25 protein-coding genes are annotated in these 25,501 nt (G+C 59.6%); 22 read left to right on the top strand and 3 right to left on the bottom strand.

The annotated features are described in order from the left end of the window. Nucleotides 1-89: 89 nt before the first annotated feature. Complete coding sequence (locus PGR09_RS21370) at nucleotides 90-914, bottom strand: AraC family transcriptional regulator (RefSeq protein WP_023288209.1); 825 nt, start codon at nucleotides 912-914, stop codon at nucleotides 90-92. Between the two features lie 310 nt (nucleotides 915-1,224). Between PGR09_RS21370 and PGR09_RS21365 the strand changes: the two genes are divergently transcribed. The 4 genes from PGR09_RS21365 to PGR09_RS21350 are packed head-to-tail and all read left to right on the top strand — an operon-like array spanning nucleotide 1,225 to nucleotide 4,781. Then, nucleotides 1,225-2,172 carry a 4-hydroxyproline epimerase gene (locus tag PGR09_RS21365; RefSeq protein WP_080924945.1) on the top strand — a complete coding sequence of 316 codons (948 nt, stop codon included), beginning with the start codon at nucleotides 1,225-1,227 and terminating at the stop codon, nucleotides 2,170-2,172. Further along, complete coding sequence (locus PGR09_RS21360) at nucleotides 2,169-3,278, top strand: NAD(P)/FAD-dependent oxidoreductase (RefSeq protein WP_430916495.1); 1,110 nt, start codon at nucleotides 2,169-2,171, stop codon at nucleotides 3,276-3,278. Before PGR09_RS21365 ends, PGR09_RS21360 begins: the two co-directional genes overlap by 4 nt. After that, a complete protein-coding gene (locus PGR09_RS21355) occupies nucleotides 3,275-3,538 on the top strand; it encodes a (2Fe-2S)-binding protein (protein ID WP_045395487.1) in 264 nt (87 codons plus the stop codon). Before PGR09_RS21360 ends, PGR09_RS21355 begins: the two co-directional genes overlap by 4 nt. After that, nucleotides 3,519-4,781 (top strand): FAD-dependent oxidoreductase, encoded by a 1,263-nt coding sequence (locus tag PGR09_RS21350; protein ID WP_430916494.1) that lies wholly within the window; start codon nucleotides 3,519-3,521, stop codon nucleotides 4,779-4,781. The genes PGR09_RS21355 and PGR09_RS21350 overlap by 20 nt, the downstream gene beginning before the upstream one ends. A gap of 3 nt (nucleotides 4,782-4,784) precedes the next feature. On the opposite strand, the gene hpaR is transcribed toward PGR09_RS21350, so the two are convergent. Then, nucleotides 4,785-5,225: a homoprotocatechuate degradation operon regulator HpaR gene (gene hpaR, locus PGR09_RS21345; protein ID WP_045395485.1), complete on the bottom strand. Its 441-nt coding sequence runs from the start codon at nucleotides 5,223-5,225 to the stop codon at nucleotides 4,785-4,787. Between the two features lie 287 nt (nucleotides 5,226-5,512). On the opposite strand from hpaR, the gene PGR09_RS21340 reads away from it, so the two are divergent. The 14 genes from PGR09_RS21340 (at nucleotide 5,513) to yjiA (ending at nucleotide 19,699) form a co-directional block, all read left to right on the top strand. Further along, the gene (locus PGR09_RS21340; RefSeq protein ID WP_004894500.1) at nucleotides 5,513-6,145 is read left to right on the top strand and encodes a fumarylacetoacetate hydrolase family protein; all 633 of its coding nucleotides are present in this window, start codon (nucleotides 5,513-5,515) and stop codon (nucleotides 6,143-6,145) included. Beyond that, nucleotides 6,142-6,906: a fumarylacetoacetate hydrolase family protein gene (locus PGR09_RS21335; protein WP_009485356.1), complete on the top strand. Its 765-nt coding sequence runs from the start codon at nucleotides 6,142-6,144 to the stop codon at nucleotides 6,904-6,906. Before PGR09_RS21340 ends, PGR09_RS21335 begins: the two co-directional genes overlap by 4 nt. Next, nucleotides 6,903-8,369 (top strand): 5-carboxymethyl-2-hydroxymuconate semialdehyde dehydrogenase, encoded by a 1,467-nt coding sequence (gene hpaE / locus PGR09_RS21330; protein ID WP_008807572.1) that lies wholly within the window; start codon nucleotides 6,903-6,905, stop codon nucleotides 8,367-8,369. Before PGR09_RS21335 ends, hpaE begins: the two co-directional genes overlap by 4 nt. Nucleotide 8,370: 1 nt before the next feature. Next, entirely contained in the window at nucleotides 8,371-9,228 is an 858-nt protein-coding gene (gene hpaD / locus PGR09_RS21325; RefSeq protein ID WP_009485358.1) for a 3,4-dihydroxyphenylacetate 2,3-dioxygenase, read from the top strand. A 9-nt stretch (nucleotides 9,229-9,237) separates the two neighbouring features. Next, nucleotides 9,238-9,618 (top strand): 5-carboxymethyl-2-hydroxymuconate Delta-isomerase, encoded by a 381-nt coding sequence (locus PGR09_RS21320; protein WP_015368431.1) that lies wholly within the window; start codon nucleotides 9,238-9,240, stop codon nucleotides 9,616-9,618. A 137-nt stretch (nucleotides 9,619-9,755) separates the two neighbouring features. After that, the gene (gene hpaH / locus PGR09_RS21315; protein ID WP_002887487.1) at nucleotides 9,756-10,559 is read left to right on the top strand and encodes a 2-oxo-hept-4-ene-1,7-dioate hydratase; all 804 of its coding nucleotides are present in this window, start codon (nucleotides 9,756-9,758) and stop codon (nucleotides 10,557-10,559) included. A 10-nt stretch (nucleotides 10,560-10,569) separates the two neighbouring features. Continuing rightward, nucleotides 10,570-11,367 (top strand): 4-hydroxy-2-oxoheptanedioate aldolase, encoded by a 798-nt coding sequence (hpaI, locus tag PGR09_RS21310; protein ID WP_430916493.1) that lies wholly within the window; start codon nucleotides 10,570-10,572, stop codon nucleotides 11,365-11,367. Nucleotides 11,368-11,388: 21 nt separating this feature from the next. Continuing rightward, nucleotides 11,389-12,747 carry a 4-hydroxyphenylacetate permease gene (gene hpaX, locus PGR09_RS21305; RefSeq protein ID WP_320482976.1) on the top strand — a complete coding sequence of 453 codons (1,359 nt, stop codon included), beginning with the start codon at nucleotides 11,389-11,391 and terminating at the stop codon, nucleotides 12,745-12,747. 9 nt (nucleotides 12,748-12,756) lie between these two features. Next, nucleotides 12,757-13,647: a 4-hydroxyphenylacetate catabolism regulatory protein HpaA gene (gene hpaA, locus PGR09_RS21300; protein WP_004182836.1), complete on the top strand. Its 891-nt coding sequence runs from the start codon at nucleotides 12,757-12,759 to the stop codon at nucleotides 13,645-13,647. Nucleotides 13,648-13,872: 225 nt separating this feature from the next. Next, the gene (gene hpaB / locus PGR09_RS21295; protein WP_430916492.1) at nucleotides 13,873-15,435 is read left to right on the top strand and encodes a 4-hydroxyphenylacetate 3-monooxygenase, oxygenase component; all 1,563 of its coding nucleotides are present in this window, start codon (nucleotides 13,873-13,875) and stop codon (nucleotides 15,433-15,435) included. A gap of 19 nt (nucleotides 15,436-15,454) precedes the next feature. Continuing rightward, nucleotides 15,455-15,967 carry a 4-hydroxyphenylacetate 3-monooxygenase reductase subunit gene (locus tag PGR09_RS21290; protein WP_002887467.1) on the top strand — a complete coding sequence of 171 codons (513 nt, stop codon included), beginning with the start codon at nucleotides 15,455-15,457 and terminating at the stop codon, nucleotides 15,965-15,967. Nucleotides 15,968-16,267: 300 nt separating this feature from the next. Next, nucleotides 16,268-18,418: a carbon starvation CstA family protein gene (locus tag PGR09_RS21285; RefSeq protein ID WP_045395482.1), complete on the top strand. Its 2,151-nt coding sequence runs from the start codon at nucleotides 16,268-16,270 to the stop codon at nucleotides 18,416-18,418. 109 nt (nucleotides 18,419-18,527) lie between these two features. Next, a complete protein-coding gene (locus PGR09_RS21280) occupies nucleotides 18,528-18,731 on the top strand; it encodes a YbdD/YjiX family protein (protein ID WP_002887451.1) in 204 nt (67 codons plus the stop codon). Between the two features lie 11 nt (nucleotides 18,732-18,742). Further along, nucleotides 18,743-19,699, top strand: a complete 957-nt coding sequence (gene yjiA, locus PGR09_RS21275; protein ID WP_015368442.1) for a GTPase — start codon at nucleotides 18,743-18,745, stop codon at nucleotides 19,697-19,699. 57 nt (nucleotides 19,700-19,756) lie between these two features. On the opposite strand, the gene PGR09_RS21270 is transcribed toward yjiA, so the two are convergent. Further along, nucleotides 19,757-21,127, bottom strand: coding sequence for an NAD-dependent succinate-semialdehyde dehydrogenase (locus PGR09_RS21270; RefSeq protein WP_430916491.1), 1,371 nt, complete (start codon nucleotides 21,125-21,127; stop codon nucleotides 19,757-19,759). 262 nt (nucleotides 21,128-21,389) lie between these two features. On the opposite strand from PGR09_RS21270, the gene PGR09_RS21265 reads away from it, so the two are divergent. From PGR09_RS21265 to PGR09_RS21250, 4 genes are all read left to right on the top strand, one after another. Beyond that, entirely contained in the window at nucleotides 21,390-22,682 is a 1,293-nt protein-coding gene (locus PGR09_RS21265) for a DUF445 domain-containing protein (protein WP_165430622.1), read from the top strand. A 56-nt stretch (nucleotides 22,683-22,738) separates the two neighbouring features. Beyond that, the gene (gene mdtM / locus PGR09_RS21260; protein WP_047043834.1) at nucleotides 22,739-23,983 is read left to right on the top strand and encodes a multidrug efflux MFS transporter MdtM; all 1,245 of its coding nucleotides are present in this window, start codon (nucleotides 22,739-22,741) and stop codon (nucleotides 23,981-23,983) included. Nucleotides 23,984-24,007: 24 nt separating this feature from the next. Continuing rightward, nucleotides 24,008-24,247: a DUF2164 domain-containing protein gene (locus tag PGR09_RS21255; protein WP_045395479.1), complete on the top strand. Its 240-nt coding sequence runs from the start codon at nucleotides 24,008-24,010 to the stop codon at nucleotides 24,245-24,247. Between the two features lie 97 nt (nucleotides 24,248-24,344). Then, complete coding sequence (locus PGR09_RS21250) at nucleotides 24,345-25,496, top strand: double-cubane-cluster-containing anaerobic reductase (RefSeq protein WP_047043832.1); 1,152 nt, start codon at nucleotides 24,345-24,347, stop codon at nucleotides 25,494-25,496. Nucleotides 25,497-25,501 lie beyond the last annotated feature (5 nt).

The following is a 25,501-nucleotide window of genomic DNA, read 5'->3' as shown; positions in this document are numbered from 1 at the left end:
GATTGACGTGTCGCGGAACCGGCGGCTTGTCGGTTTTCCCTCAATACGATGACGAAATTAGCACAGTCGGCAAAAGTGTGAGCCAGCGTTTATCCGAGCAGCGTGAGGCGAAAATCGCGCGGCGTCGAGCCGGTCATCGCCTTGAACTGGCGGCTAAAAGCGCTGTGATCGGTATAACCGCACTGCAGGGCGATATCGGTAATCGGCGTATCGCCAGCCAGCAGTTCGGTGGCTTTTTCCAGCCGCACTTTGTGGATCATTTGCCGCGGAGTGAGATGAAAGATCCGTTTGCAATAGCGTTCGATCTGCGCAATCGACATTCCGCTTAAGGCGGTTAACTCTTCCATGGCGATCGGCCGGTGATAATGGCGGCGGATATGATCGTCGACGATCGCCAGCCGCTGCCATGCCGGATGGCGGGCGTGGGCCTCCTGCAGATCGTGCGAGATCCCGGCCATGCCGATCACCTGGCCGCTGATATCGCGTAGCGCCAATTTCTGCGTCAGGCACCAGCCGCGCTCGCGGCCATTGTAGAGATGCATTTCCAGCTGATCGCGCAGGGTCACGCCTTCCCGTAGTACCCGAAGATCCTGCTCGGTGTAACCCTGGCCCAGCGCGGAAGGAAAGACATCGGCGGAGGTTTTGCCCAGCAGCGAGGAGACGCTTTTGAAACCACAGCGGCGGGCCAGCGTCAGGTTCGCCAACAAATAACGCGCCTGGCGATCTTTGATAAAAAAGACCACATTAGGAATGGCATTGAGCAGGGGTGCAATCAGCGCCAGCGCATTCAGCAGCGCCGGCATATTTTCCGGCCGCTGGCGCGCCAGCCCTTCGCAGATCTGGCTCAGCTCATCGACGGCCAGCTCAGGTTGGTTAACCGCGCGCGGCGGCGCCGCATCAGAAACACCGATCATAAGGCCTCCTCATGGTAAGTGACCGAGGGATATTTATTCACTTTCCGTTAACACCACAAGCAGCAAGCGCTGGATTTGCGATCCTGGATCCGCTTTACGCCTTCCCCTGATTTAGCCACTGGCGCAATGGTCACTTTCGGTTTACCACAGCATTAAGTAAATGATTAATAAGAAATAAATATGTTAAATAGAAATATACCGCGCTCATTACTATGCAGATTTCGTCATTTTCTCTGACGAAAGCGCTCAAGCAGGCGGGGAAAGGTTGCGCCAGCATGATGAAACATGTTGTTAACTTCCGGAGAGTCTGATGACCGCGCCACGCCCCCCTATTACGCTGAGAGCTATCGATTCACATACCGGCGGCGAACCGACCCGCCTGATCGTTGACGGCTTCCCCGACCTCGGCGACGGCAGCATGGCGGAGCGCCGTGACCGCTTCGCCCGCGACTTCGACCATTGGCGTCAGGCGGCCATTCTTGAACCGCGCGGCAATGACGTACTGGTCGGCGCGCTGCTGTGCAAACCGGTCTCGGCGGCGGCTACCGCTGGGGTGATTTTCTTCAACAACGCCGGTTTTCTGAATATGTGCGGCCACGGCACTATCGGGCTTATCGCCTCGCTGGCCTGGCTTGGGCGTATCAAGCCCGGCGTACACCTGATTGAAACGCCGGTCGGCGACGTAAGCGCGACGTTGCACGACGATGGCAGCGTATCGGTGCAAAACGTCCCGGCCCGTCGCTGGAAAAAACAGATCCGCGTTGAAACCGCGCTGGGTCCCGTCATCGGCGATATTGCCTGGGGCGGAAACTGGTTTTTCCTGATTAACGACCACCCGTTCGCCATTACCCCCGAACAAATTCCACAGCTCACCGACTACGCCTGGGCAGTGCGCGAGGGGCTGGAAGCAGCGGGGATCCGTGGCGACGACGGCGGCGTTATCGACCATATCGAACTCTTCGCCGATGACGATACCGCCGACAGCCGCAGCTTCGTACTTTGCCCGGGAAAGGCCTGGGATCGCTCGCCGTGCGGTACCGGCACCAGCGCCAAGCTGGCCTGTCTGGCGCAGGATGGCAAGCTGCAGCCAGGGGAAATATGGCGTCAGGCCAGCATCATCGGCAGCCAGTTTACCGCCAGCTACCAGCGCACCGCTGAAGGCATCATCCCAACGATCCGCGGCGAAGCCTGGGTCTGCGGCGATAACCAATTGATCCTCAACCCTGACGATCCCTTCTGCTGGGGGATCGCGCCGTGAAGCAGAGCGATGTCATCGTGATCGGCGCCGGGATCATCGGCGCCGCCTGCGCGTGGCAGTTGGCGAAGCGGGGGCAAAGCGTGACGCTTATCGATAACGGTCAGCCCGGCGCCACGGCGGCCGGTATGGGCCATCTGGTGTGCATGGATGATGACCCCGCCGAGCTTGCCTTGTCGGCGTGGTCGCTGGAACGCTGGCGCGCTATCACGCCGCGGATGCCCGACAATTGCGCCTGGCGCGGCTGCGGCACGCTGTGGCTGGCGGAAAGCGAAGAAGAGATGGCCGTCGCCGACGAAAAACAGCGGCGGATAGCCGGCCATCAGGTGCACAGCGAACTCCAGACTCCGCAGCAGATCGCCGGGCGAGAGCCGCTGCTGCGCGGCGGGCTGGCCGGCGGGCTATGGGTGCCGGGCGATGGCATCGTCTACGCGCCGAACGTCGCCCGCTGGTTGATTACCGATGCCGGAGACCATCTTACCTGCCTGCGCGACAGCGTACAGACGATTGAAGAGCCGCAGGTGCTGCTCGCCAGCGGCCAACGGCTACAGGCGCGAGCGATCGTGGTGGCCTGCGGCCTTGAAGCCAATGTGCTGTTAGCGGAAAACTGGCTGCGACCGAAAAAAGGCCAACTGGCGATTACCGATCGCTACCGGCCGCGGGTGCATCATCAGTTGGTTGAGCTGGGCTACGGCGCCAGCGCCCACGGCGGCGGCACCTCGGTGGCGTTTAACCTTCAGCCGCGGCCCACCGGCCAGCTGCTGATTGGCTCTTCGCGTCAGTTTGATAACCGCGAGCGCGAGTTGGATCTGCCCCTGCTGGCGCAGATGCTCGATCGCGCCCGCCACTTCGTGCCGGCGCTGGCGACGTTGAATATTATCCGCTGCTGGAGCGGTCTGCGCGCCGCCTCGCCGGATGGCAACCCGCTGATCGGCCCGCACCCCGCTCGCCGTGGCGTATGGTTAGCGCTGGGCCATGAAGGGCTGGGCGTCACCACCGCTCCGGCCACGGCCGAACTGCTGGCGGCGCAGATCCTCGATGAACGCTGCCCATTGGCGCCCGACGTCTGGCTCCCGGCTCGTTTGTGTCAACAGGAGGCGATTGCATGAAGGCCACTCTCAACATCACCGTCGATGGCCAGCCTCTGACGGTGCCGGAAGGGATCAGCGTGGCGGCGGCGCTGGCGTTGACCGGCGACCCCACCACCCGCCAGGCGGTTAACGGCGAGCTCCGCGCGCCGTTTTGCGGCATGGGCGTCTGCCAGGAGTGCCGGATCGCCGTCGATGGCCTACGGGTGCTGGCCTGCCAGACCCTGTGCCGGGCCGGTATGCAAATAGAAAGGAGCCGCGATGAACACGCTGCGCTGTGACATTTTAATCCTCGGCGCCGGCCCCGCCGGCATGGCGGCCGCGCTCTCCGCCGCCGCCTGCGATAAACAGGTCATCATCCTCGACGATAACCCCGCCCCTGGCGGACAAATCTGGCGCGCGGGTCCGCAGGCGACGCTGCCCGCCCTGGCCCGGCGCTACCGCGACGCCATCGCCGCGTCTGCCTCCATCCGGGTAGTGAACGGCGCGCGGCTGATTGCCCGCCCTTCCGCACACAGCGTGCTGTTTGAAACCGCCGACGGCGGCGGCGTGGTTTACTGGCAGAAACTGATCCTCTGCTGCGGCGCGCGCGAGCTGTCGCTGCCCTTTCCCGGCTGGACCTTACCCGGCGTGACCGGCGCGGGCGGCCTACAGGCGCAAATCAAACATGGGCTGTCGCTGAAAGGTGAAAAGGTGGTGATTGCCGGCAGCGGTCCGCTACTGCTGGCGGTGGCGGATACGGTGAACAAGGCCGGAGGCGAAGTGACGAATATCATTGAGCAAGCGCCGCTCCCGACGCTGCTGCGCTTCGCCTGCGGTCTGTGGCGCTGGCCGCAGAAGCTGCGCCAGTTAGCGACGCTGGCCCCGAAAGGCTATCTTAGCGGCGCGCAGGCGATCCGCGCTCACGGTACAACGCGGCTGGAAGCCGTTACGCTTCGCCAGCGCGGCGTCGAGCGGACTATCGCCTGCGATCGGCTGGCTATCGGCTACGGGCTGATACCCAATATCGAGACGGCGCTGCTGTTCGGCTGCGCCACGGCGCAGGAGGCGATACAGGTTAACCGCTGGCAGCAGACCAGCATCGAGGATATCTACGCCGCCGGCGAGTGCACCGGTTTCGGCGGTAGCGAACTGGCGCTGGCGGAGGGCGAAATCGCCGGTTTTGCCGCCGCCGGGGCCAGCCATCAAGCGCAGGCGTTATTTGCCCGCCGCGCCCGCTGGCAGCGTTTCGCCGAAGCAATCAACCGTACCTTCCGGCTGAGGGAGTCCTTGAAAAACGCCGCAACGCCGGAGAGCCTGCTGTGCCGCTGCGAAGATGTGCGCTGCGGCGATGTTGACGCCGCCGGGGGCTGGCCGCAGGCCAAACTCACCCAGCGCTGCGGAATGGGCGCCTGTCAGGGGCGCACCTGCGCCGCCAGCGCCCGCTGGTTGTACGGCTGGCCGCTGCCGCAGCCGAGAGAACCGCTGGCCCCCGCCCGCGCGGAAACGCTTACTGCCCTCGCCCGGCCGAGCGCCGAGCCGTAACCGCTACTCTTCTTCATCACCGCGCGCGGCAGGGACGCCAAGCGCAATAAACTCCTCCAACAGCGTGGTCAGCTGGCGCATCTTTTCCGCCGTAAACTGTGCTTCTATCTGCCGGTAGGCCTCTTCCACCTGTGCCTGGGCGCTCTCATACAGCGCCAGCCCGGCGGGCGTTAACGACAGGTAGAGCTTGCGCTGATCGTTGACCGGTTTTAAGCGCAGCACTAAACCGTCGCGTTCCATGCGCGTCAAAATCCCGGTCAGGCTGGGGCGCAAAATGCAGGCGCGCCAGGCCAGGTCGTGAAAATCCATCGATGGGTTTTCCGCAAGGATACGCACAATACGCCACTGCTGTTCGGTCAGGTTGTGGCGTTTAACGATCGGCCGGAAATGGCCCATCGCCGCTTCTCGCGCCTGCAGCAGCGCAATGGTTAATGAATCATGCATGGTATCCCCTCAACAACGCTAACCAAAACTTATTAACACTTTAATAATTAGCCCTAATCCTGCCATGTACAACCGGTTTCTGCACCTGAAAAGTACCAGTCGCTATCAAAAATAAATATATATAATTGATATATAAGATATAAATAAAAAACATGTAAATATTGTGTTAATCAGATCACAAAACATTCACTTCTATTTGCCAAACCTTCGCGCAAAGAATAAAAGATGATCATTAACATATTAATGAAATCCCTTCGAATCCGAAATCAGTACCAGAGGAGTGGTGAATGAAAGGTACCATCTTCGCCGTTGCGCTCAATCATCGCAGCCAGCTCGACGCCTGGCGCGAAGCGTTTCAACAGGCCCCCTACAAGACGCCGCCGAAAACTGCGGTCTGGTTCATCAAACCCCGTAATACCGTGATTGGCGATGGCGAAGCCATTCCCCATCCGCAGGGCGAGACCGTACAAAGCGGCGCGACGGTGGCGCTGATTGTCGGCAAAACCGCGCGTAAAGTGGCGGCGGAAGAGGCGGCGAACTATATCGCCGGCTACGCGCTGGCTAACGACGTTAGCCTGCCGGAAGAGAGTTTTTATCGCCCGGCGATCAAGGCCAAATGCCGCGATGGCTTCTGCCCCATCGGCGCGCTGTCGGCGGTGCGCAACGTCGATAACCTGACCATCATCACCGAAATCAACGGCCGCGAGGCGGATAGCTGGCATACCGGCGATCTGCAGCGTAGCGCCGCGCAGCTGCTGAGCGCCTTAAGCGAGTTCGCTACCCTCAATCCCGGCGACGCGATCCTTATCGGCACGCCCCACTCCCGCGTCACGCTGCGCCCCGGCGACCGCGTACGTATTCTCGCCGACGGTTTCCCGGCGCTCGAAAACCCGGTTGTCGCAGAAGGAGAGCTGGCATGAAACAGGCACGTATTGAATGGCAGGGACAGGTACGCGACGTGCTGGTCGATGAACGCGACCAGGTGCGCCTGCCCGATGGCACGGTATTGAAAGAAGGCGAATTCCGCTGGCTGCCGCCCGCCGACGGCACGCTGTTCGCGCTGGGGCTCAACTACGCCGACCACGCCAGCGAGCTGGAGTTTAAACCGCCAACCGAGCCTTTGGTATTCATCAAAGCGCCGAACACTTTTATTGGCCACCAGCAGCAGTCGGTACGCCCGGATAACGTCGAATACATGCACTACGAAGCCGAACTGGTGGTGGTGATCGGGAAAACCGCGCGCCGCGTCAGCGAAGCCGAGGCCATGGACTATGTCGCTGGCTATACCGTGTGCAACGACTACGCGATCCGCGACTATCTGGAAAACTACTACCGCCCGAACCTGCGGGTGAAAAGCCGCGACACCCTGACGCCGATCGGCCCGTGGATCGTCGCCAAAGAGGCGATCCCGGATCCGCATAATCTGGCCCTGCGTACCTGGGTCAACGGCGAACTGCGCCAGCAGGGCACCACCGCCGATCTGATCTTCAGCATCCCGTTCCTCATCGCTTATTTAAGCGAATTTATGACCCTGCAACCGGGCGACATGATCGCCACCGGCACGCCGAAAGGGCTATCCGATGTGGTGCCGGGTGATGAGGTGATCGTTGAAGTCGAGGGCGTGGGCCGCCTGGTCAACCATATCATCAGCCAGCAAGCGTATGAGGAGACACTGTCATGAAAAAGATTAACCATTGGATCAACGGTAAAAACGTTGCCGGCGCAGACTATTTTCATACCACCAACCCGGCCACCGGCGAGGTACTGGCTGAAGTCGCCTCCGGCGGCGAAGCCGAAATCAACCAGGCGGTAGCGGCGGCGAAAGAGGCCTTCCCGAAGTGGGCTAACCTGCCGATGAAAGAGCGCGCGCGCCTGATGCGCCGCCTGGGCGATTTGATCGATCAGAACGTCCCGGAGATCGCGGCGATGGAAACCGCCGATACCGGCCTGCCTATCCACCAGACCAAAAACGTGCTGATCCCGCGGGCGTCGCATAACTTCGAATTTTTCGCCGAAGTATGCCAGCAGATGAACGGCAAGACCTATCCGGTCGACGACAAGATGCTTAACTACACCCTCGTGCAGCCGGTTGGCGTCTGCGCGCTGGTGTCGCCGTGGAACGTGCCATTTATGACCGCAACCTGGAAGGTGGCGCCGTGCCTGGCGCTGGGCAATACCGCGGTGCTGAAAATGTCCGAGCTGTCGCCGCTGACCGCCGATCGTCTGGGCGAACTGGCGCTGGAAGCCGGGATCCCGGCTGGCGTGCTCAACGTGGTGCAGGGCTATGGCGCCACCGCTGGCGACGCGCTGGTACGCCATCATGATGTGCGCGCCGTCTCCTTCACCGGCGGCACCGCCACTGGCCGCAACATTATGAAGAACGCCGGCCTGAAAAAGTACTCCATGGAGCTCGGCGGAAAATCGCCGGTGCTGATTTTTGAAGACGCCGATATTGAGCGCGCGCTCGACGCCGCGCTGTTCACCATTTTCTCGATCAACGGCGAACGCTGCACCGCCGGTTCACGCATTTTCATTCAGCAGAGTATTTATCCGGAGTTCGTCAAGCGCTTCGCCGAGCGCGCCAACCGCCTGCGCGTAGGCGATCCGACCGATCCGAATACCCAAGTCGGCGCGCTGATTAGCAAGCAGCACTGGGAGAAAGTGTCCGGCTACATTCGCCTCGGTATCGAAGAGGGGGCCACCCTGCTGGCCGGCGGCGCGGATAAGCCGTCCGATCTGCCGGCGCATCTGAAAGCCGGCAACTTCCTGCGCCCGACGGTACTGGCGGATGTCGACAACCGCATGCGCGTCGCCCAGGAAGAGATTTTTGGCCCGGTCGCCTGCCTGCTGCCGTTCAAAGACGAAGCGGAAGGGCTGCGTCTGGCCAACGATGTGGAATACGGTCTGGCGTCGTACATCTGGACCCAGGACGTCAGCAAAGTGCTGCGTCTGGCGCGCGGTATTGAAGCCGGAATGGTGTTCGTCAACACCCAGAACGTGCGCGACCTGCGTCAGCCGTTCGGCGGCGTGAAGGCCTCCGGCACCGGCCGCGAAGGCGGCGAGTACAGCTTTGAAGTGTTCGCCGAAATGAAGAACGTCTGCATCTCGATGGGCGACCATCCGATCCCGAAATGGGGAGTCTGATATGGGTAAGTTAGCGTTAGCAGCAAAAATCACTCACGTGCCGTCGATGTATCTGTCTGAGCTGCCGGGGAAAAACCACGGCTGCCGTCAGGGCGCGATCGACGGACATAAAGAAATTGGCAAGCGCTGCCGTGAAATGGGCGTCGATACCATTATCGTGTTCGACACCCACTGGCTGGTCAACAGCGCCTACCACATCAACTGTGCCGACCATTTCCAGGGCGTCTACACCAGTAACGAACTGCCGCATTTTATTCGCGACATGACCTACGACTACGACGGCAACCCGGAACTGGGTCACCTGATTGCCGACGAGGCCGTCAAGCTTGGCGTACGCGCCAAGGCGCACAATATTCCGAGCCTGAAGCTGGAATACGGCACCCTGGTGCCGATGCGCTACATGAATAGCGATAAGCATTTCAAAGTGGTGTCCATTTCCGCCTTCTGTACCGTTCACGATTTTGCCGACAGCCGCAAGCTGGGCGAGGCCATCCTCAAGGCCATCGACAAATATGACGGCACCGTGGCGGTGCTGGCCAGCGGTTCGCTGTCGCATCGCTTTATCGACGACCAGCGCGCCGAAGAGGGCATGAACAGCTATACCCGCGAGTTTGACCATCAGATGGATGAGCGCGTGGTGAAGCTGTGGCGCGAAGGCAAATTCAAAGAGTTCTGCACCATGCTGCCGGAGTACGCCGACTACTGCTACGGCGAAGGCAACATGCACGACACGGTGATGCTGCTCGGCCTGCTGGGTTGGGATAAATACGACGGCAAGGTGGAGTTTATCACCGAGCTATTCGCCAGCTCCGGTACCGGCCAGGTTAACGCCGTGTTCCCGCTGCCGGCGCAGGCGTAAGGAGGCCCCATGCCGCATTTTATCGCCGAGTGTAGCGACAATATCCGCGAACAGGCCGATTTACCGGGGCTGTTCGCCAAAGTCAACGAGGCGCTGGCCGCCACCGGCATCTTTCCGATTGGCGGTATTCGCAGCCGCGCCCACTGGCTGGATACCTGGCAGATGGCCGACGGCAAGCATGATTACGCCTTCGTGCATATGACCCTGAAGATCGGCGCCGGCCGTAGCCTGGAGAGCCGTCAGGAGGTGGGCGAAATGCTGTTCGCGCTGATCAAGGCCCACTTTGCCGCGCTGATGGAGAGCCGTTATCTGGCGCTGTCGTTCGCCATGGAAGAGCTCGACCCGACGCTGAACTACAAACAGAACAACGTGCACGCGTTATTTAAATAATACATCGAGGCTCAAGCAGGTAGCCCGGCCGAGCAACGCGACGCCGGGGTTTGCTCCGGGCCACCCCGGGGTCGGCGTAAACGCCTCGCCCGGGCTACTCGATTGTGCACATTTCCGGTAATGCCACAGGAATCACTATGCTCGATAAACAGACCCGAACCCTGATTGCCCAGCGGCTGAACCAGGCCGAAAAACAGCGTGAACAGATCCGCGCGATCTCGCTGGATTATCCGTCGATCACCATTGAGGACGCCTACGCCGTCCAGCGCGAGTGGGTCGAAATGAAGATCGCCGAAGGCCGCGTGCTCAAAGGCCACAAGATCGGCCTGACCTCTAAAGCGATGCAGGCCAGTTCGCAGATCAGCGAGCCGGACTACGGCGCGCTGCTCGACGATATGTTCTTCCACGACGGCAGCGATATTCCCACCGACCGCTTTATCGTGCCGCGTATCGAAGTCGAGCTGGCCTTCGTGCTGGCCAAACCGCTACGCGGCCCGAACTGCACGCTGTTTGATGTCTACAACGCCACCGACTACGTTATCCCGGCGCTTGAGCTTATCGACGCGCGTTGCCACAACATCGACCCGGAAACCCAGCGTCCGCGCAAAGTGTTCGACACCATCTCCGATAACGCCGCCAACGCCGGGGTGATCCTCGGCGGCCGGCCGATTAAACCGGATGAGCTCGACCTGCGCTGGATCTCCGCCCTGCTGTATCGCAACGGCGTGATTGAAGAGACCGGCGTCGCCGCGGGCGTGCTTAATCATCCGGCCAACGGCGTGGCCTGGCTGGCCAACAAACTGGCGCCGTACGATGTCCAGCTCGAAGCCGGGCAGATTATCCTCGGCGGCTCGTTCACCCGCCCGGTCCCGGCGCGCAAGGGCGATACCTTCCACGTCGACTACGGCAACATGGGCGCCATCAGCTGCCGCTTTGTTTGAGGAGAGCAACATGAACAACGCATTTAAAGAGGCGCTCAAGGCCGGGCGTCCGCAAATCGGCCTGTGGCTTGGGCTGTGCAGCAGCTACAGCGCCGAACTGCTGGCCGGCGCGGGCTTCGACTGGCTGCTGATCGACGGCGAACACGCGCCCAACAATGTACAAACGGTGCTGACCCAGCTTCAGGCCATCGCGCCCTACCCCAGCCAGCCGGTGGTGCGCCCGTCGTGGAACGATCCGGTACAAATTAAACAGCTACTGGACGTCGGCGCGCAAACCCTGCTGGTGCCGATGGTGCAGAATGCCGAAGAAGCGCGGCTGGCGGTCAGATCCACCCGCTACCCGCCTGCCGGCATCCGCGGCGTCGGTAGCGCGCTGGCCCGCGCCTCGCGCTGGAATCGCGTCCCGGACTATATCCACCGGGCCAACGACGCCATGTGCCTACTGGTACAGATTGAGACCCGCGAAGCGCTGAAAAATCTGCCGCAGATCCTCGATGTCGACGGGGTGGACGGCGTGTTTATCGGTCCGGCGGATCTCAGCGCCGATATGGGCCACGGCGGCAATCCGCAGCACCCGGAAGTGCAGGCCGCCATCGAAGATGCCATCCAGCAAATCCGTCAGGCCGGCAAGGCGCCGGGGATCCTGATGGCCAATGAACAACTGGCGAAACGCTATCTTGAACTGGGCGCGCTGTTCGTCGCCGTCGGCGTCGATACCACTCTACTGGCCCGCGGCGCAGAAGCGCTGGCGGCCCGTTTTACCCACACCGCAACGACCACAACCGATAACAATAAATCCGTCTATTGAACGGATAATGTGGAGCGCAACATGACTACCTCTACCCTGCAACACAATGATAATAAAGCCGTTGAAGTAGAAAACCGGGTGATCAAAAAGCTGTTCCGCCGCCTGATCACCTTCCTGTTTGTTCTCTTTGTTTTCTCATTTTTGGATCGAATTAATATCGGTTTCGCCGGCCTGACGATGGGCAAAGATCTCGGCCTGACCTCCACCATGTTCGGCCTGGCGGCGACGCTGTTCTACGTCACCTACGTGCTGTGCGGGATCCCCAGCAATATCATGCTGGCGAAAGTCGGCGCGCGCCGCTGGATTGCCGGGATCATGGTGGTCTGGGGGATCGCCTCGACCTGTACCATGTTCGCCACCAATCCACATACGCTATACATCCTGCGCATGCTGGTCGGCATCGCCGAGGCCGGCTTTCTGCCGGGGATCCTCGTCTATCTGACCTGGTGGTTTCCGGCCTACCATCGCGCCCGCGCCAACGCCCTGTTTATGATCGCCATGCCGGTGACCATGATGCTCGGCTCGATACTTTCCGGCTATATTCTGGCGCTCGACGGCCTGTGGAACCTGAAAGGCTGGCAGTGGCTGTTTCTGCTGGAAGGCCTGCCGTCGGTGGTACTCGGCGTCGTCACCTGGTTCTTCCTCAACGACACGCCGGATAAAGCCAACTGGCTGGACAACGAAGAGAAACAGGCGCTGAAGGCGATGATCGATCGCGAACGGGAACATGCGGCGATCGTCCCGGCCTCGCCGCGCTCCACGCTGCGCGAAGTACTGACGCCAGCGGTGCTGATGTATACCCTCGCCTACTTCTGCCTGACCAATACCCTCAGCGCCATTAATATCTGGACGCCGCAGATCCTGCAGAGCTTTAACACCGGCAGCAGCAACATCATGATTGGCCTGCTGGCGGCGATCCCGCAGTTCTGCACCATTTTCGGCATGATCTGGTGGAGTCGCCGCTCCGACCGGTGCAAAGAGCGCAAGATGCATACCATCCTGCCCTACCTGTTCGCCGCAGCGGGTTGGCTGCTGGCTTCGGCAACCCACCACAGTCTGATCCAGCTGATCGGCATTATTATGGCTTCGGTGGGATCTTTTACCGCGATGGCCATTTTCTGGACCACCCCGGATCGGGTGATCAGCCTGCAGTCGCGCGCGGTGGCGCTGGCGGTGATCAACGCCATCGGCAACGTCGGCTCTGCCGTCAGCCCGCTGTTGATCGGCATATTGCGCGATACCACCGGCAGCTTTAGCTCCGGGCTGTGGTTTGTCGCCGGGCTGCTAATCGTCGGCGCGCTGGTGCTCACCCGCATTCCGATGAGCCAGCGCGATGATGCCGCCGCCGCGCCGGGCTTAGCGGCGCAAAAAGGCCACTAAGGAGCGGGTATGTGTCAGCATTCAATCGCCAACATCGATATCAATAAAGATTACGACGAGAGCCTGGGTACCGAAGAGGTGCACTATCAGTCGTTTGCCCGTATGGCGGCCTTTTTTGGCCGCGACATGCAGGCGCATCGCCACGACCGCTATTTTCAGATGCACTTTCTTGATACCGGGCAGATTGAGCTGCAGCTTGATGACCATCGCTACTCGGTGCAGGCGCCGCTGTTTGTGATAACGCCGCCTTCGGTGCCGCACGCCTTTATTACCGAGTCCGATAGCGATGGTCACGTGTTGACGGTGCACGAAGAACTCATCTGGCCGCTGCTGGAGGTACTTTATCCCGGCACGCGGGAGACCTTCGGCCTGCCGGGGATCTGCCTGTCGCTGGCGGATAAACCCGACGAGCTGGCGGCGCTGGCGCACTACTGGCAGCTGATTCGCCGCGAATCCACCGCTCAGCTGCCGGGGCGCGAGCATACCCTGGCGCTGCTGGCGCAGGCGGTATTTACCCTGCTGCTGCGCAACGCCAGGCTCGACGATCATGCCGCCAGCGGCATGCGCGGCGAGCTGAAATTATTCCAGCGCTTTAACCAGATGATCGACAGCCACTTTCATCAACACTGGACGGTACCGGATTACGCCAACGAGCTGCATCTGACCGAATCGCGGTTGACCGATATCTGCCGCCGCTTCGCCAACCGCCCGCCGAAGCGATTGATATTCGACCGCCAGCTACGCGAGGCGAAGCGGCTGCTGCTGTTTTCCGATAGCGCGGTCAATGAGATAGCCTGGCAACTGGGGTTTAAAGATCCCGCCTATTTTGCGCGCTTTTTTAGCCGCCAGGTCGGCTGCTCGCCAAGCAGTTACCGGGCGCAAAAAGTACCGGTGTCGTAATACCCCGGCGGCGCCGCGCTTGCCGGGGCTACGGTCCATAGGGCGGGTCAGCGCCGCGCCACCCGCCAAAAGCTGCAGAGATCACAAAATTCACTCCCGCCTGAAAAGTACCCGCCGTTGTCGCAAACGTCCCTTCACGATAAGCGCAATAACCGCTTCAATTAAACAACAAAAACAAAACATATATTTAACATCATTATTCCGATAAATACTGAAGAGGCCCCTATGAAACCTGAAGATTTCCGCGCCGACGCGAAACGCCCGTTAACTGGCGAAGAGTATTTAAAAAGCCTGCAGGATGGCCGCGAAATTTATATCTACGGCGAGCGCGTGAAGGATGTCACCACGCATCCGGCCTTCCGTAATGCCGCGGCTTCTGTCGCTCAGCTGTACGATGCGCTGCACAAACCGGAGATGCAGGATTCCCTGTGCTGGGGCACCGATACCGGTAGCGGCGGCTACACCCATAAATTCTTCCGCGTGGCGAAAAGCGCCGACGATCTGCGCCAGCAGCGCGACGCCATCGCCGAGTGGTCGCGCTTAAGCTACGGCTGGATGGGCCGCACCCCGGACTACAAAGCCGCCTTCGGCTGCTCGCTAGGCGCCAACCCGGCGTTTTACGGCCAGTTCGAGCAGAACGCCCGCAACTGGTACACCCGCATTCAGGAAACCGGCCTGTACTTTAACCACGCTATCGTCAACCCGCCGATCGACCGCCACAAGCCGGCCGATGAAGTGAAGGACGTCTACATCAAGCTGGAAAAAGAGACCGATGCCGGGATCATCGTCAGCGGCGCGAAAGTGGTCGCCACCAACTCGGCGCTGACCCACTACAACATGATCGGCTTCGGCTCCGCGCAGGTGATGGGCGAGAACCCGGACTTCGCGCTGATGTTCGTCGCGCCGATGGATGCCGAAGGCGTCAAGCTTATCTCCCGCGCCTCCTATGAGATGGTCGCCGGTGCGACCGGCTCGCCGTACGACTATCCGCTTTCCAGCCGTTTCGACGAGAACGACGCGATTCTGGTGATGGATAAGGTGCTGATCCCATGGGAGAACGTACTGATTTATCGCGACTTCGACCGCTGCCGCCGCTGGACCATGGAAGGCGGTTTCGCCCGCATGTACCCGCTGCAGGCCTGCGTGCGCCTGGCGGTAAAACTGGACTTTATCACCGCCCTGCTGAAGCGTTCTCTGGAATGTACCGGCACTCTCGAATTCCGCGGCGTGCAGGCCGACCTTGGCGAAGTGGTGGCGTGGCGCAACATGTTCTGGGCGTTAAGCGATTCTATGTGCTCGGAAGCGACGCCGTGGGTCAACGGCGCATGGCTGCCGGATCACGCCGCGCTGCAGACCTATCGCGTGATGGCGCCGATGGCCTACGCCAAGATCAAGAACATCATCGAGCGTAACGTCACCAGCGGCCTGATTTATCTGCCGTCCAGCGCCCGCGATCTGAACAACCCGCAGATCGACCAGTATCTGGCGAAGTACGTGCGCGGCTCCAACGGTATGGATCACGTTGAACGTATCAAGATCCTCAAACTAATGTGGGACGCGATCGGCAGCGAATTCGGCGGCCGTCATGAACTGTATGAAATCAACTACTCCGGTAGCCAGGATGAAATTCGCCTGCAGTGTCTGCGCCAGGCGCAGAGCTCCGGCAATATGGACAAAATGATGGCGATGGTTGACCGCTGCCTGTCCGAGTACGACCAGAACGGCTGGACGGTGCCGCATCTGCACAATAACGCTGATATCAACATGTTGGATAAGCTGCTGAAGTAATTCACAGCGGGAGGTCATAATGCAATTAGATGAACAACGCCTGCGTTTTCGCGATGCCATGGCCAGCCTGTCGGCGGCGGTTAACGTTGTCACCACCGCAGGCGAAGCCGGCCGCTGCGGCATTACCGCCACGGCGGTTTGCTCGGTGACGGATACGCCGCCATCGGTAATGGTTTGTATCAACGCCAACAGCGCAATGAACCCGGTCTTTCAGGGCAACGGCAAGTTGTGCATCAACGTGCTGAACCACGAGCAGGAAATCATGGCCCGTCATTTCGCCGGGATGACCGGGGTGACGATGGAAGAGCGGTTCGCCCTCAGCGGCTGGCAGCAGGGCGCGCTCGGGCAGCCGGTGCTGAAAGGCTCGCTGGCCAGCCTCGAAGGCGAGATAAGCCAGGTGCAAACCATTGGTACCCACCTGGTGTATCTGGTGGAGATCCGCAATATTACCCTGAGCCCGCAAGGGCACGGCCTGATTTACTTTAAACGCCGTTTCCATCCGGTGATGATGGAAATGGAAGTCGCGGTGTAATGGCCTCGTCTGCTCCTCTCCGCCCGGGGAGGAGCCTTATCTTTCATGACCATCTTCCCGGTCATAATACCCTGTGATCTCAATCACATATTTATCTCCTGTTCACTTCATAGCCAACCGCTTACCCCAGCTAGCGACCGCTTAACCCCCCATACAACCACTCACTCATTTACCCAACTTTACGCGCGCGCAGTTCTGGCAAGATCGACGCTAGCCTAGCTAATCAATACCTCCACCAACCCAAACACAAAACCAGACGGCTTCGGCCAATTATTAATCTAATTAACGCCAGGTTTTACTATGGATACCAAAAAACTACTCAAGCACATACCCTGGGTGATTCTTGGAATCATCGGGGCATTTTGCCTCTCAGTCGTCGCGTTGCGCCGCGGTGAGCACGTCAGTGCTCTGTGGATCGTCGTCGCGTCGGTTTCCGTGTACCTCGTCGCCTACCGTTATTACAGCTTGTACATCGCGCAGAAGGTGATGAAGCTTGACCCAACGCGCGCGACGCCGGCGGTCATTAATAACGATGGCCTGAACTACGTGCCGACCAACCGCTACGTGCTGTTCGGCCACCACTTCGCCGCTATTGCCGGCGCCGGCCCGCTGGTCGGCCCGGTACTGGCCGCGCAGATGGGCTATCTGCCGGGCACCCTCTGGCTGCTGGCCGGCGTGGTGCTGGCGGGCGCGGTACAGGACTTCATGGTGCTGTTTATCTCCTCGCGGCGCAACGGCGCCTCGCTGGGCGAGATGATTAAACAAGAGATGGGGCCGGTACCGGGGTCTATCGCCCTGTTCGGCTGCTTCCTGATTATGATCATCATCCTCGCGGTGCTGGCGCTCATCGTGGTGAAAGCGCTGGCGGAGAGCCCGTGGGGCGTCTTTACCGTCTGCTCGACGGTGCCTATCGCGCTGTTTATGGGTATTTATATGCGCTTCCTGCGCCCTGGCCGCGTCGGTGAAGTCTCGGTTATCGGTATCGTGCTGCTGGTGGCGTCTATCTGGTTTGGCGGCATCATTGCTCACGACCCGTACTGGGGCCCGGCGCTGACCTTTAAAGACACCACCATCACCTTTACCCTGATTGGCTACGCGTTTATCTCCGCGCTGCTGCCGGTATGGCTGATTCTGGCGCCGCGTGACTATCTGGCCACCTTCCTGAAAATCGGCGTGATCGTCGGCCTGGCGCTGGGGATCGTTATCCTCAACCCGGACCTGAAAATGCCGGCAGTGACCCAGTACATTGATGGTACCGGCCCGCTGTGGAAAGGCGCGCTGTTCCCGTTCCTGTTTATCACCATCGCCTGCGGCGCGGTCTCCGGCTTCCACGCGCTGATCGCCTCCGGCACCACGCCGAAGCTGCTGGCCAACGAAACCGACGCCCGCTTTATCGGCTACGGCGCGATGCTGATGGAGTCGTTCGTCGCCATCATGGCGCTGGTCGCGGCATCAATTATCGAACCGGGTCTCTACTTCGCGATGAACACCCCGCCGGCGGGCCTTGGCATCGTCATGCCAAACCTGCACGAAATGGGCGGTGAAAACGCGGCGATGATCGCTGCGCAGCTGAAAGAAGTGACCGTCCACGCGGCGGCGACCGTCAGCTCCTGGGGCTTCGTAATTTCACCTGAGCAGATCCTGCAAACGGCGAAAGATATCGGCGAACCTTCCGTACTGAACCGCGCCGGCGGCGCGCCGACGCTGGCCGTCGGTATCGCTCACGTGTTCCACAAAATCATCCCGATGGCGGATATGGGCTTCTGGTACCACTTCGGTATCCTGTTTGAAGCGCTGTTTATCCTCACCGCGCTGGATGCCGGTACCCGCGCAGGCCGCTTTATGCTGCAGGATCTGTTGGGTAACTTCGTGCCGTTCCTGAAAAAAACCGACTCGCTGGTCGCCGGTATTATCGGTACCGCGGGCTGCGTCGGCCTGTGGGGTTACCTGCTGTATCAGGGCGTGGTCGACCCGCTGGGCGGCGTGAAGAGCCTGTGGCCGCTGTTCGGTATTTCTAACCAGATGCTGGCCGCGGTGGCGCTGGTGCTCGGCACGGTGGTGCTGATCAAAATGCAGCGCACCAAATATATCTGGGTTACCGTTATTCCGGCTGCGTGGCTGCTGCTGTGCACCACCTGGGCGCTGGGTCTGAAACTGTTCAGCACCAACCCGCAGATGGAAGGCTTCTTCTTTATGGCTCAGCAGTATAAAGAGAAGATTGCCGCCGGCGGCGAGCTGACCGCGCAGCAGGTCGCCAACATGAACCATATCGTGGTTAACAACTACACCAACGCCGGCCTGAGCATCCTGTTCCTGGTGGTGGTGTACAGCATCATCTTCTACGGCATCAAAACCTGGCTCAATGTCCGCAACAATAAGGTGCGTACCGACAAAGAGACTCCGTATGTGCCGGTACCGGAAGGCGGCGTGAAAACCTCGTCACATCATTAACCCTGATGCCGGATAGCGCTACGCTTATCCGGCCTACCAAAAGCGCATTAACGTAGGCCGGATATGGCGCTAGCCGCCATCCGGCTTTATTCGTTATCTGGAACTCACAATGTTTGGTAACTTAGGTCAGGCAAAAAAATATCTCGGTCAGGCGGCAAAAATGCTGATCGGCATTCCGGATTACGACAACTACGTCACCCATATGCAAACCAACCATCCGGATCAGCCGTACATGACTTATGAAGAATTCTTCCGCGAACGCCAGCAGGCCCGCTACGGCGGCGACGGCAAAGGCGGCGTACGCTGCTGTTAATGGAGGCAATAATGGCACCGATTGCAGTCACCCTACTCACCGGTTTTCTCGGCGCGGGAAAAACCACCCTGCTGCGCCACATCCTTAATGAGCAGCACGGTTTCAAAATCGCCGTGATTGAAAATGAATTTGGCGAAGTTTCCGTTGACGACCAGCTGATCGGCGATCGCGCCACGCAGATTAAAACCCTGACCAACGGCTGTATTTGCTGTACGCGCTCCAACGAACTGGAGGATGCCCTGCTCGATCTACTCGACAGCCGCGATCGCGGCGAGATTGCCTTCGACCGACTGGTGATTGAGTGCACCGGCATGGCCGACCCGGGGCCGATTATCCAGACCTTTTTCTCCCACGAGGTGCTTTGCGAACGCTATCTGCTGGACGGCGTGATCGCCCTGGTCGACGCCGTCCATGCCGACCAGCAGATGGATCAGTTCACCATTGCCCAGTCGCAGGTCGGCTACGCGGACCGGATTCTGTTAACCAAAACCGATGTCGCCGGCGACACCGAAAAGCTGCGCGAACGGCTGGCGCGCATCAACGCGCGGGCGCCAATTTATACCGTCATCCACGGCGATATCGATTTAAGCCTGCTCTTTAATACCAGCGGTTTTATGCTCGAAGAGAAGGTTGTCAGCGCCACACCGCGCTTTCACTTCGTGGCGGAAAAACAGAACGACGTCTCGTCGATTGTGGTCGAGCTCGACTATCCGGTGGATATCAGTGAGGTGTCACGGGTGATGGAAAACCTGCTGCTCTCCTTCGCCGAGCAACTGATGCGCTATAAAGGCATGCTATGGATCGACGGCGAGCCAAATCGCCTGCTGTTCCAGGGCGTGCAGCGCCTCTACAGCGCCGACTGGGACCGCCCGTGGGGCGATGAAACGCCGCACAGCACGCTGGTGTTTATCGGCATTCAGCTGCCGGAAGAGGAAATCCGCGCCGCGTTTGCCGGGCTACGCAAATAGCCGCGGCAAAAAGGTTACCCTCTCCCGATGGGAGAGGGATATTGCGCGCAGGGTGGTTTAGCGGCGAACGACCACCAGCTTCTGATTCACAAACTCTTTGATACCGAGGTCGGAGAGCTCGCGGCCAAAGCCGGAACGCTTCACGCCGCCAAAAGGCAGCTCCGGCGCGGTATCCGTTAACCAGTTGATATAGACCATGCCGGTTTCAATCCCCGAAGCCATGCGCTTCGCCCGCTCAATGTCCTGACTGAACACCGCGCCGCCCAGGCCGTAGTGAGAGTCGTTGGCGAGCGCAATCGCCTCATCATCGTCTTTCACCACGTAAATCTGCGCCACCGGGCCAAAGAACTCCTCGAAGTACGCCGGGTTATCACGGGTAATTCCCGTCAGAATGGTGGGTTCATAGAAGTTGCCTTCGCCCGAAACCGGCTTGCCGCCAAGGTGTAATTTGGCCCCATGCTTCACCGCCTCGTCGACCTGCTTGCTTAAGGTTTCCAGCGCATCTTTCGAGGAAAGTGGGCCAAGCGTAGTGCTTTCATCCAGCGGATCGCCGATCTTCACCTGGCGGAAGGCATCGCTAAACTTGCTCAGGAACGGCTCGGCGATCTTTTCATGCAAAATAAAGCGCTTGGCGGCGGTGCAAACCTGCCCGGCGTTGTTCAGCCGCGCCTGTACGCCAATTTTCACCGCGCGTTCCAGGTCGGCATCGTCGAGCACTACAAACACATCGTTGCCGCCCAGCTCCAGCGTCGCTTTCTTGATATGTTTCGCCGCCTGCGCCGCTACGATGCCGCCCGCTTTTTCCGAACCGGTCAGCGCCACGCCCTGCACCCGATCGTCGGCGATGATTTTCGCCACCTGATCCTGGGAGATAAACAGATTGGTCCATGCCCCTTCTGGCGCCCCAGCCTCGCGCACCAGATGCGCGAAGGTCTCGGCGCAGTGCGGAACGATGCTGGCATGTTTGGCAATCACCGGGTTACCGGCCGCCAGATTTGGCGCCAGCACGCGCATTAATTGGTAATAGGGGAAGTTCCACGGCTCCACCGCCATTAAGACGCCGATGGGATGGTGCTCAACCCAGGCTTCGCCAGGCTCGGAGGGATACTTCACCGGCGCCAGGAACCGTTCGGCGTTGTCGGCATAATAGCGGGCGATCTGCGCGCAGAGTTTGACCTCGCCGCGGCTCTGTTTAATGAGCTTCCCCATCTCCTGGCTGGCGATTTTCGCCAGCTCCTCCGCCCGGCTGTCGATAAGATCGGCAAGCTTATGCAGCACCGGCAGACGCTGCGCAATATCGCCTTTCGCCCATGCAGAATGATAAAGCGCATTGGCCTGTTTTAGCGCCGCCTCCACGTCCGCATCGCTGTGTGCGGGATAGCTCTTAATTAGCTGGTTATTCGCAGGATTCACTGTCTGATAAGCCATATCGCATGTCTCCTTGTTATCGCTATTAACGCAGTCAAAAATGCCGCTAAGGATATTAAGGGTAGTCGAGATAGCTGACGATGCGGGTAAAGTTAGGTATATCCGGAATATTCCATGAGGGCAAAAAGCGTTTTCACGAGCCGTGCCGAAAGCTAATTTCTGCGTGCTGCAATCGTTATCCAATATTGGCAGCCCACTCGCAAATTGACCCGCAGGCACAGGAAGTGCTGCCAATTTTTGCATGACCTCGCCGTCAGGTTATATGCTTAAACCTATGGAAAAACTCGCTGAATTAAAACGCGCCAAACTGCTGGCGCTGTCGCTGCTGCTCATTGCGGCGGCGCTGTTTATCACTACGCTGCTGCTACCGCCGACGCCGTGGGTCAGCGCGCTAAAGGCTATTTCCGAAGCGGCGATGGTCGGGGCGCTGGCCGACTGGTTTGCGGTGGTGGCCCTGTTTCGCCGCATTCCGCTGCCGTTTGTCGCCCGCCATACGGCGATCATCCCGCGTAATAAAGACCGGATCGCCGATAATCTCGGCCATTTCGTGCAGGAGAAGTTTCTTGATACCCCATCTCTGGTGGCGCTGATCCGCCGCTATGAACCGGCCCTGATGCTCGGCAACTGGTTCAGCCAGCCCGAAAACGCCCGCCGTGTGGGTCAACATCTGCTACAGGTGATGAGCGGTTTTCTCGAGCTCACCGATGACACCCGTATTCAGCGTCTGCTGCGGCGCGCGGTGCACAAGGCTATCGATAAGGTCGACCTGACGCAGACCAGCGCCATGATGCTGGAGGGGCTAACCCGCGATAATCGTCATCAAAAGCTGTTGGATTCACTAATAAGCCAGCTGATCGCCCTGCTACAGCGCGACAGCTCCCGCGCCTTTATCGCCCGCGGTATCGTGCACTGGCTGGAGACCGAACATCCGCTGAAGGCCAAACTGTTACCCACCGAGTGGCTTGGCGAGCACAGCGCCGAGATGGTGACTGACGCGGTGAATACGCTGCTCGATGAGGTCACTCAGGACCGCACGCACCAGATTCGTCAGGCCTTCGACCGCGCGGCACAGAAGCTAATCGACAATCTGAAATCCGACCCGCAAATGGCGCAAAAAGCCGATAACATCAAAGCGTATCTGAAAAACGATGAGACCTTTAATCGCTATCTCGGCGAGGTGTGGGCGGATCTGCGCGGCTGGGTGAAAAACGATATCAGCAGTGACGATTCGCGCATCAAGCAGCGGATCGCCGAGGCCGGTCAGTGGTTCGGCGAAACGCTGGTGCGCGACGACGCGCTGCGTGAATCGCTGAATGAGCATCTGGAGCAGGCGGCGCATCGGGTGGCACCGGAATTCTCCGCTTTCCTCACTCGCCATATCAGCGATACGGTCAAAAGCTGGGACGCGCGCGATATGTCGCGACAGATCGAGCTCAACATCGGCAAGGACCTGCAGTTTATTCGCATCAACGGCACGCTGGTCGGCGGCACTATCGGCCTCGGCCTGTGGCTGTTATCGCAAATTCCGGCGCTGCTGCATCTTCATATCGGCTGACAATGGTAGCATCATAACCATTCGAACGATGAATACCCGACGGCAAGGAGAAGGTTATGTCATGGATTTCGCGATTGAGCGCCCGCTACAGCGCATCGCTGTTCTTTCCGATGGCGCTGATCCTGTATGACTTTTCCGCCTACCTGACCACCGATCTCATCCAGCCGGGGATCCTGCACGTAGTACGGGATTTTAACGCCGATGTGGCGCTGGCTCCGGCCTCGGTGAGCCTGTATATGGCCGGTGGGATGGCGCTACAGTGGCTGCTGGGACCGCTTTCCGATCGTATTGGCCGCCGACCGGTACTGCTGAGCGGCGCGCTGATTTTTACCCTCGCCTGCTTCGCCACCCTGTGGACGACCTCAATGACCCAGTTCCTGATTGCCCGCTTTGTGCAGGGCACCAGTATCTGTTTTATCGCCACCGTCGGCTACGTCACCGTGCAGGAGGCCTTTGACGAAAAGCGGTCAATCAAGCTGATGGCGGTGATTACCTCCATCGTGCTGGTGGCGCCGATCGTCGGCCCGCTTTCCGGCGCGGCGTTGATGCATTTTATCCACTGGAAAGCGCTGTTTGGCATTATCGCCGCGATGGGGCTGGTGGCCTGGCTGGGTTTACTGTTTAACATGCCGGAGACGGTGCGTCGCGGCGACGTGCCGTTTAGCCCGCTCGGCGTGATGTGCGATTTTCGCGACGTCTTCCGCAACCGCATCTTTTTACTCGGCGCCGCCACGCTGGCGCTGAGCTATATTCCGCTGATGAGTTGGGTGGCAGTATCGCCGGTGATTTTAATGGACGCCGGCGGGCTCACCTCCAGCGAGTTTGCCTGGAGCCAGGTGCCGGTCTTCAGCGCGGTGATTATCGCTAACCTGTCGGTGGCGCGCTGGGTGAAAGACCCGACTCGCCCGCGCTTTGTGTTAAGCGCCGTGCCCATCCAGATGGTTGGCCTGGCGATCCTGATTATCGGTAATCTGACGTGGCCGCACGTCTGGCTGTGGTCGGTGCTCGGCACCTGCTTCTACGCCTTCGGCATCGGGCTGATTTTCCCGACGCTGTTCCGTTTTACCCTTTTTTCCAACGACTTGCCGAAAGGCACCGTTTCCGCCTCGCTGAATATCGTGATCCTTAGCGTCAGCGCATTGTCGATTGAAGGCGCGCGCTGGTTATGGTTCCATGGCGGCAGATTGCCGTTCCACCTGCTGGCGGTAGCCGCCGGGATCGTCGCCGCCTGCTGTCTGGCGGGGTTACTCCGTAATTTGCGCCAGCGTTCAGAGGCGGTCATCGAAGCCCGGCAATCCTGAATAACCCACAGAGAATAACCACGCATGAGCGATATTGAACTCAGCCCGGCGCAGCGCGATCTGCTACGCGAGCGGCTAAGCAAGTACTGCGAAGAGACCTTTAACCTGGAGCTGGAACAGTTCGACGCCGAGTTTTTTGTCGACTTTATCGCCACAGAGCTGGGGCCTTTGTTCTACAACGCCGGTATTGAGGAAGCCATCCGCACCCATCTGGCATGGAGCGAGCGCATTCAGGAAGAGATGGATTTGAAGAAGGTCTATTAACGCCGTCAGGATGGGCGGGAGATCAATAAACACGCACAAATAACAAGGTTATAATGGCGACTCTTTCATCATCTCCCGTGTACGGGGAAGGAAAATCATGTCGCTCATCACCGATCTACCCGCCCTCTTCGATCAATTCTCAGAAGCTCGCCAGAAAGGCTTTCTCAGCGTAATGGAACTCAAAGAGCAGAACGTGCCGCTGGTCGGTACCTACTGCACTTTTATGCCCCAGGAGATAGCCATGGCGGCGGGCGCCGTAGTCGTCTCACTGTGTTCCACTTCTGATGAAACCATCGAAGAGGCGGAGAAAGACCTGCCGCGCAATCTCTGCCCGCTGATTAAAAGCAGCTACGGCTTTGGCAAAACCGATAAATGCCCCTACTTTTATTTCTCCGATCTGGTGGTCGGCGAAACCACCTGCGACGGCAAAAAGAAGATGTACGAGTACATGGCCGAATTCAAGGCGGTACACGTAATGCAACTACCGAACAGCGCCAGCGACGCCGCCTCCCGCGCGTTGTGGAAAGCGGAAATCAAACGCCTGCAGCAGGTCGTTGAAACCCGGTTCGCCACGCCCATTAGCGAAGCGGCGTTGCGTGAAGCCATCGTACTGAAAAATCGCGAACGCCGGGCGCTGGCCAACTTCTATCGCCTCGGGCAACTCAATCCGCCGGCGCTTAGCGGCAGCGATATTCTAAAGGTGGTTTATGGCGCCACCTTCCGCTTCGACAAAAGCGCGCTGATTGACGAACTGAACGCGATGGCGGAACGTATCCATCAGCAATGGCAAGGAGGCCAACGGCTGGCGTCTCGTCCGCGTATTCTGATCACCGGCTGCCCGATCGGCGGCGCGGCGGAAAAAGTCGTCCGCGCTATCGAAGAAAACGGCGGCTGGGTGGTGGGCTACGAGAACTGTACCGGCGCGAAGGCCACCGAACGCTGCGTAGCGGAAGATGGCGACGTCTACGATGCCTTAACCGATAAATATCTCGCCATCGGCTGCTCCTGTATTTCACCTAACGACCAGCGCCTGCAATTGCTAAGTCAGATGGTTGAGGAGTATCAGGCCGACGGCGTGGTCGATGTGATTCTGCAGGCTTGCCATACCTACGCCGTGGAATCGCTGGCGATCAAGCGTCACGTGCGCCAGCGGCACGACATTCCTTATATCGCGATTGAAACCGACTATTCGACGGCGGATCTCGGCCAGCTCAGCACCCGCGTCGCCGCCTTTATTGAAATGCTATAAGGAGC

The sequence above is a fragment of the Klebsiella sp. 141251 genome, assembly GCF_050600725.1.
Classification (GTDB): Bacteria; Pseudomonadota; Gammaproteobacteria; order Enterobacterales; family Enterobacteriaceae; genus Klebsiella; species Klebsiella aerogenes.
This window is presented reverse-complemented; position numbering and strand designations above follow the sequence as displayed.

Bases quoted from the DNA above. Each gene is read 5' to 3' on its own strand.
- PGR09_RS21270 (WP_430916491.1), bottom strand. From the start codon at position 21,127: ATGGCTTATCAGACAGTGAATCCTGCGAATAACCAGCTAATTAAGAGC.
- hpaE (WP_008807572.1), top strand. From the start codon at position 6,903: ATGAAAAAGATTAACCATTGGATCAACGGTAAAAACGTTGCCGGCGCA.
- hpaD (WP_009485358.1), top strand. From the start codon at position 8,371: ATGGGTAAGTTAGCGTTAGCAGCAAAAATCACTCACGTGCCGTCGATG.
- PGR09_RS21255 (WP_045395479.1), top strand. From the start codon at position 24,008: ATGAGCGATATTGAACTCAGCCCGGCGCAGCGCGATCTGCTACGCGAG.
- hpaH (WP_002887487.1), top strand. From the start codon at position 9,756: ATGCTCGATAAACAGACCCGAACCCTGATTGCCCAGCGGCTGAACCAG.
- PGR09_RS21280 (WP_002887451.1), top strand. From the start codon at position 18,528: ATGTTTGGTAACTTAGGTCAGGCAAAAAAATATCTCGGTCAGGCGGCA.
- yjiA (WP_015368442.1), top strand. From the start codon at position 18,743: ATGGCACCGATTGCAGTCACCCTACTCACCGGTTTTCTCGGCGCGGGA.
- hpaR (WP_045395485.1), bottom strand. From the start codon at position 5,225: ATGCATGATTCATTAACCATTGCGCTGCTGCAGGCGCGAGAAGCGGCG.
- hpaX (WP_320482976.1), top strand. From the start codon at position 11,389: ATGACTACCTCTACCCTGCAACACAATGATAATAAAGCCGTTGAAGTA.
- PGR09_RS21365 (WP_080924945.1), top strand. From the start codon at position 1,225: ATGACCGCGCCACGCCCCCCTATTACGCTGAGAGCTATCGATTCACAT.
- PGR09_RS21320 (WP_015368431.1), top strand. From the start codon at position 9,238: ATGCCGCATTTTATCGCCGAGTGTAGCGACAATATCCGCGAACAGGCC.
- hpaA (WP_004182836.1), top strand. From the start codon at position 12,757: ATGTGTCAGCATTCAATCGCCAACATCGATATCAATAAAGATTACGAC.
- PGR09_RS21290 (WP_002887467.1), top strand. From the start codon at position 15,455: ATGCAATTAGATGAACAACGCCTGCGTTTTCGCGATGCCATGGCCAGC.
- PGR09_RS21370 (WP_023288209.1), bottom strand. From the start codon at position 914: ATGATCGGTGTTTCTGATGCGGCGCCGCCGCGCGCGGTTAACCAACCT.
- mdtM (WP_047043834.1), top strand. From the start codon at position 22,739: ATGTCATGGATTTCGCGATTGAGCGCCCGCTACAGCGCATCGCTGTTC.
- PGR09_RS21340 (WP_004894500.1), top strand. From the start codon at position 5,513: ATGAAAGGTACCATCTTCGCCGTTGCGCTCAATCATCGCAGCCAGCTC.
- PGR09_RS21250 (WP_047043832.1), top strand. From the start codon at position 24,345: ATGTCGCTCATCACCGATCTACCCGCCCTCTTCGATCAATTCTCAGAA.
- PGR09_RS21350 (WP_430916494.1), top strand. From the start codon at position 3,519: ATGAACACGCTGCGCTGTGACATTTTAATCCTCGGCGCCGGCCCCGCC.
- PGR09_RS21335 (WP_009485356.1), top strand. From the start codon at position 6,142: ATGAAACAGGCACGTATTGAATGGCAGGGACAGGTACGCGACGTGCTG.
- PGR09_RS21285 (WP_045395482.1), top strand. From the start codon at position 16,268: ATGGATACCAAAAAACTACTCAAGCACATACCCTGGGTGATTCTTGGA.
- PGR09_RS21355 (WP_045395487.1), top strand. From the start codon at position 3,275: ATGAAGGCCACTCTCAACATCACCGTCGATGGCCAGCCTCTGACGGTG.
- hpaB (WP_430916492.1), top strand. From the start codon at position 13,873: ATGAAACCTGAAGATTTCCGCGCCGACGCGAAACGCCCGTTAACTGGC.
- hpaI (WP_430916493.1), top strand. From the start codon at position 10,570: ATGAACAACGCATTTAAAGAGGCGCTCAAGGCCGGGCGTCCGCAAATC.
- PGR09_RS21265 (WP_165430622.1), top strand. From the start codon at position 21,390: ATGCTTAAACCTATGGAAAAACTCGCTGAATTAAAACGCGCCAAACTG.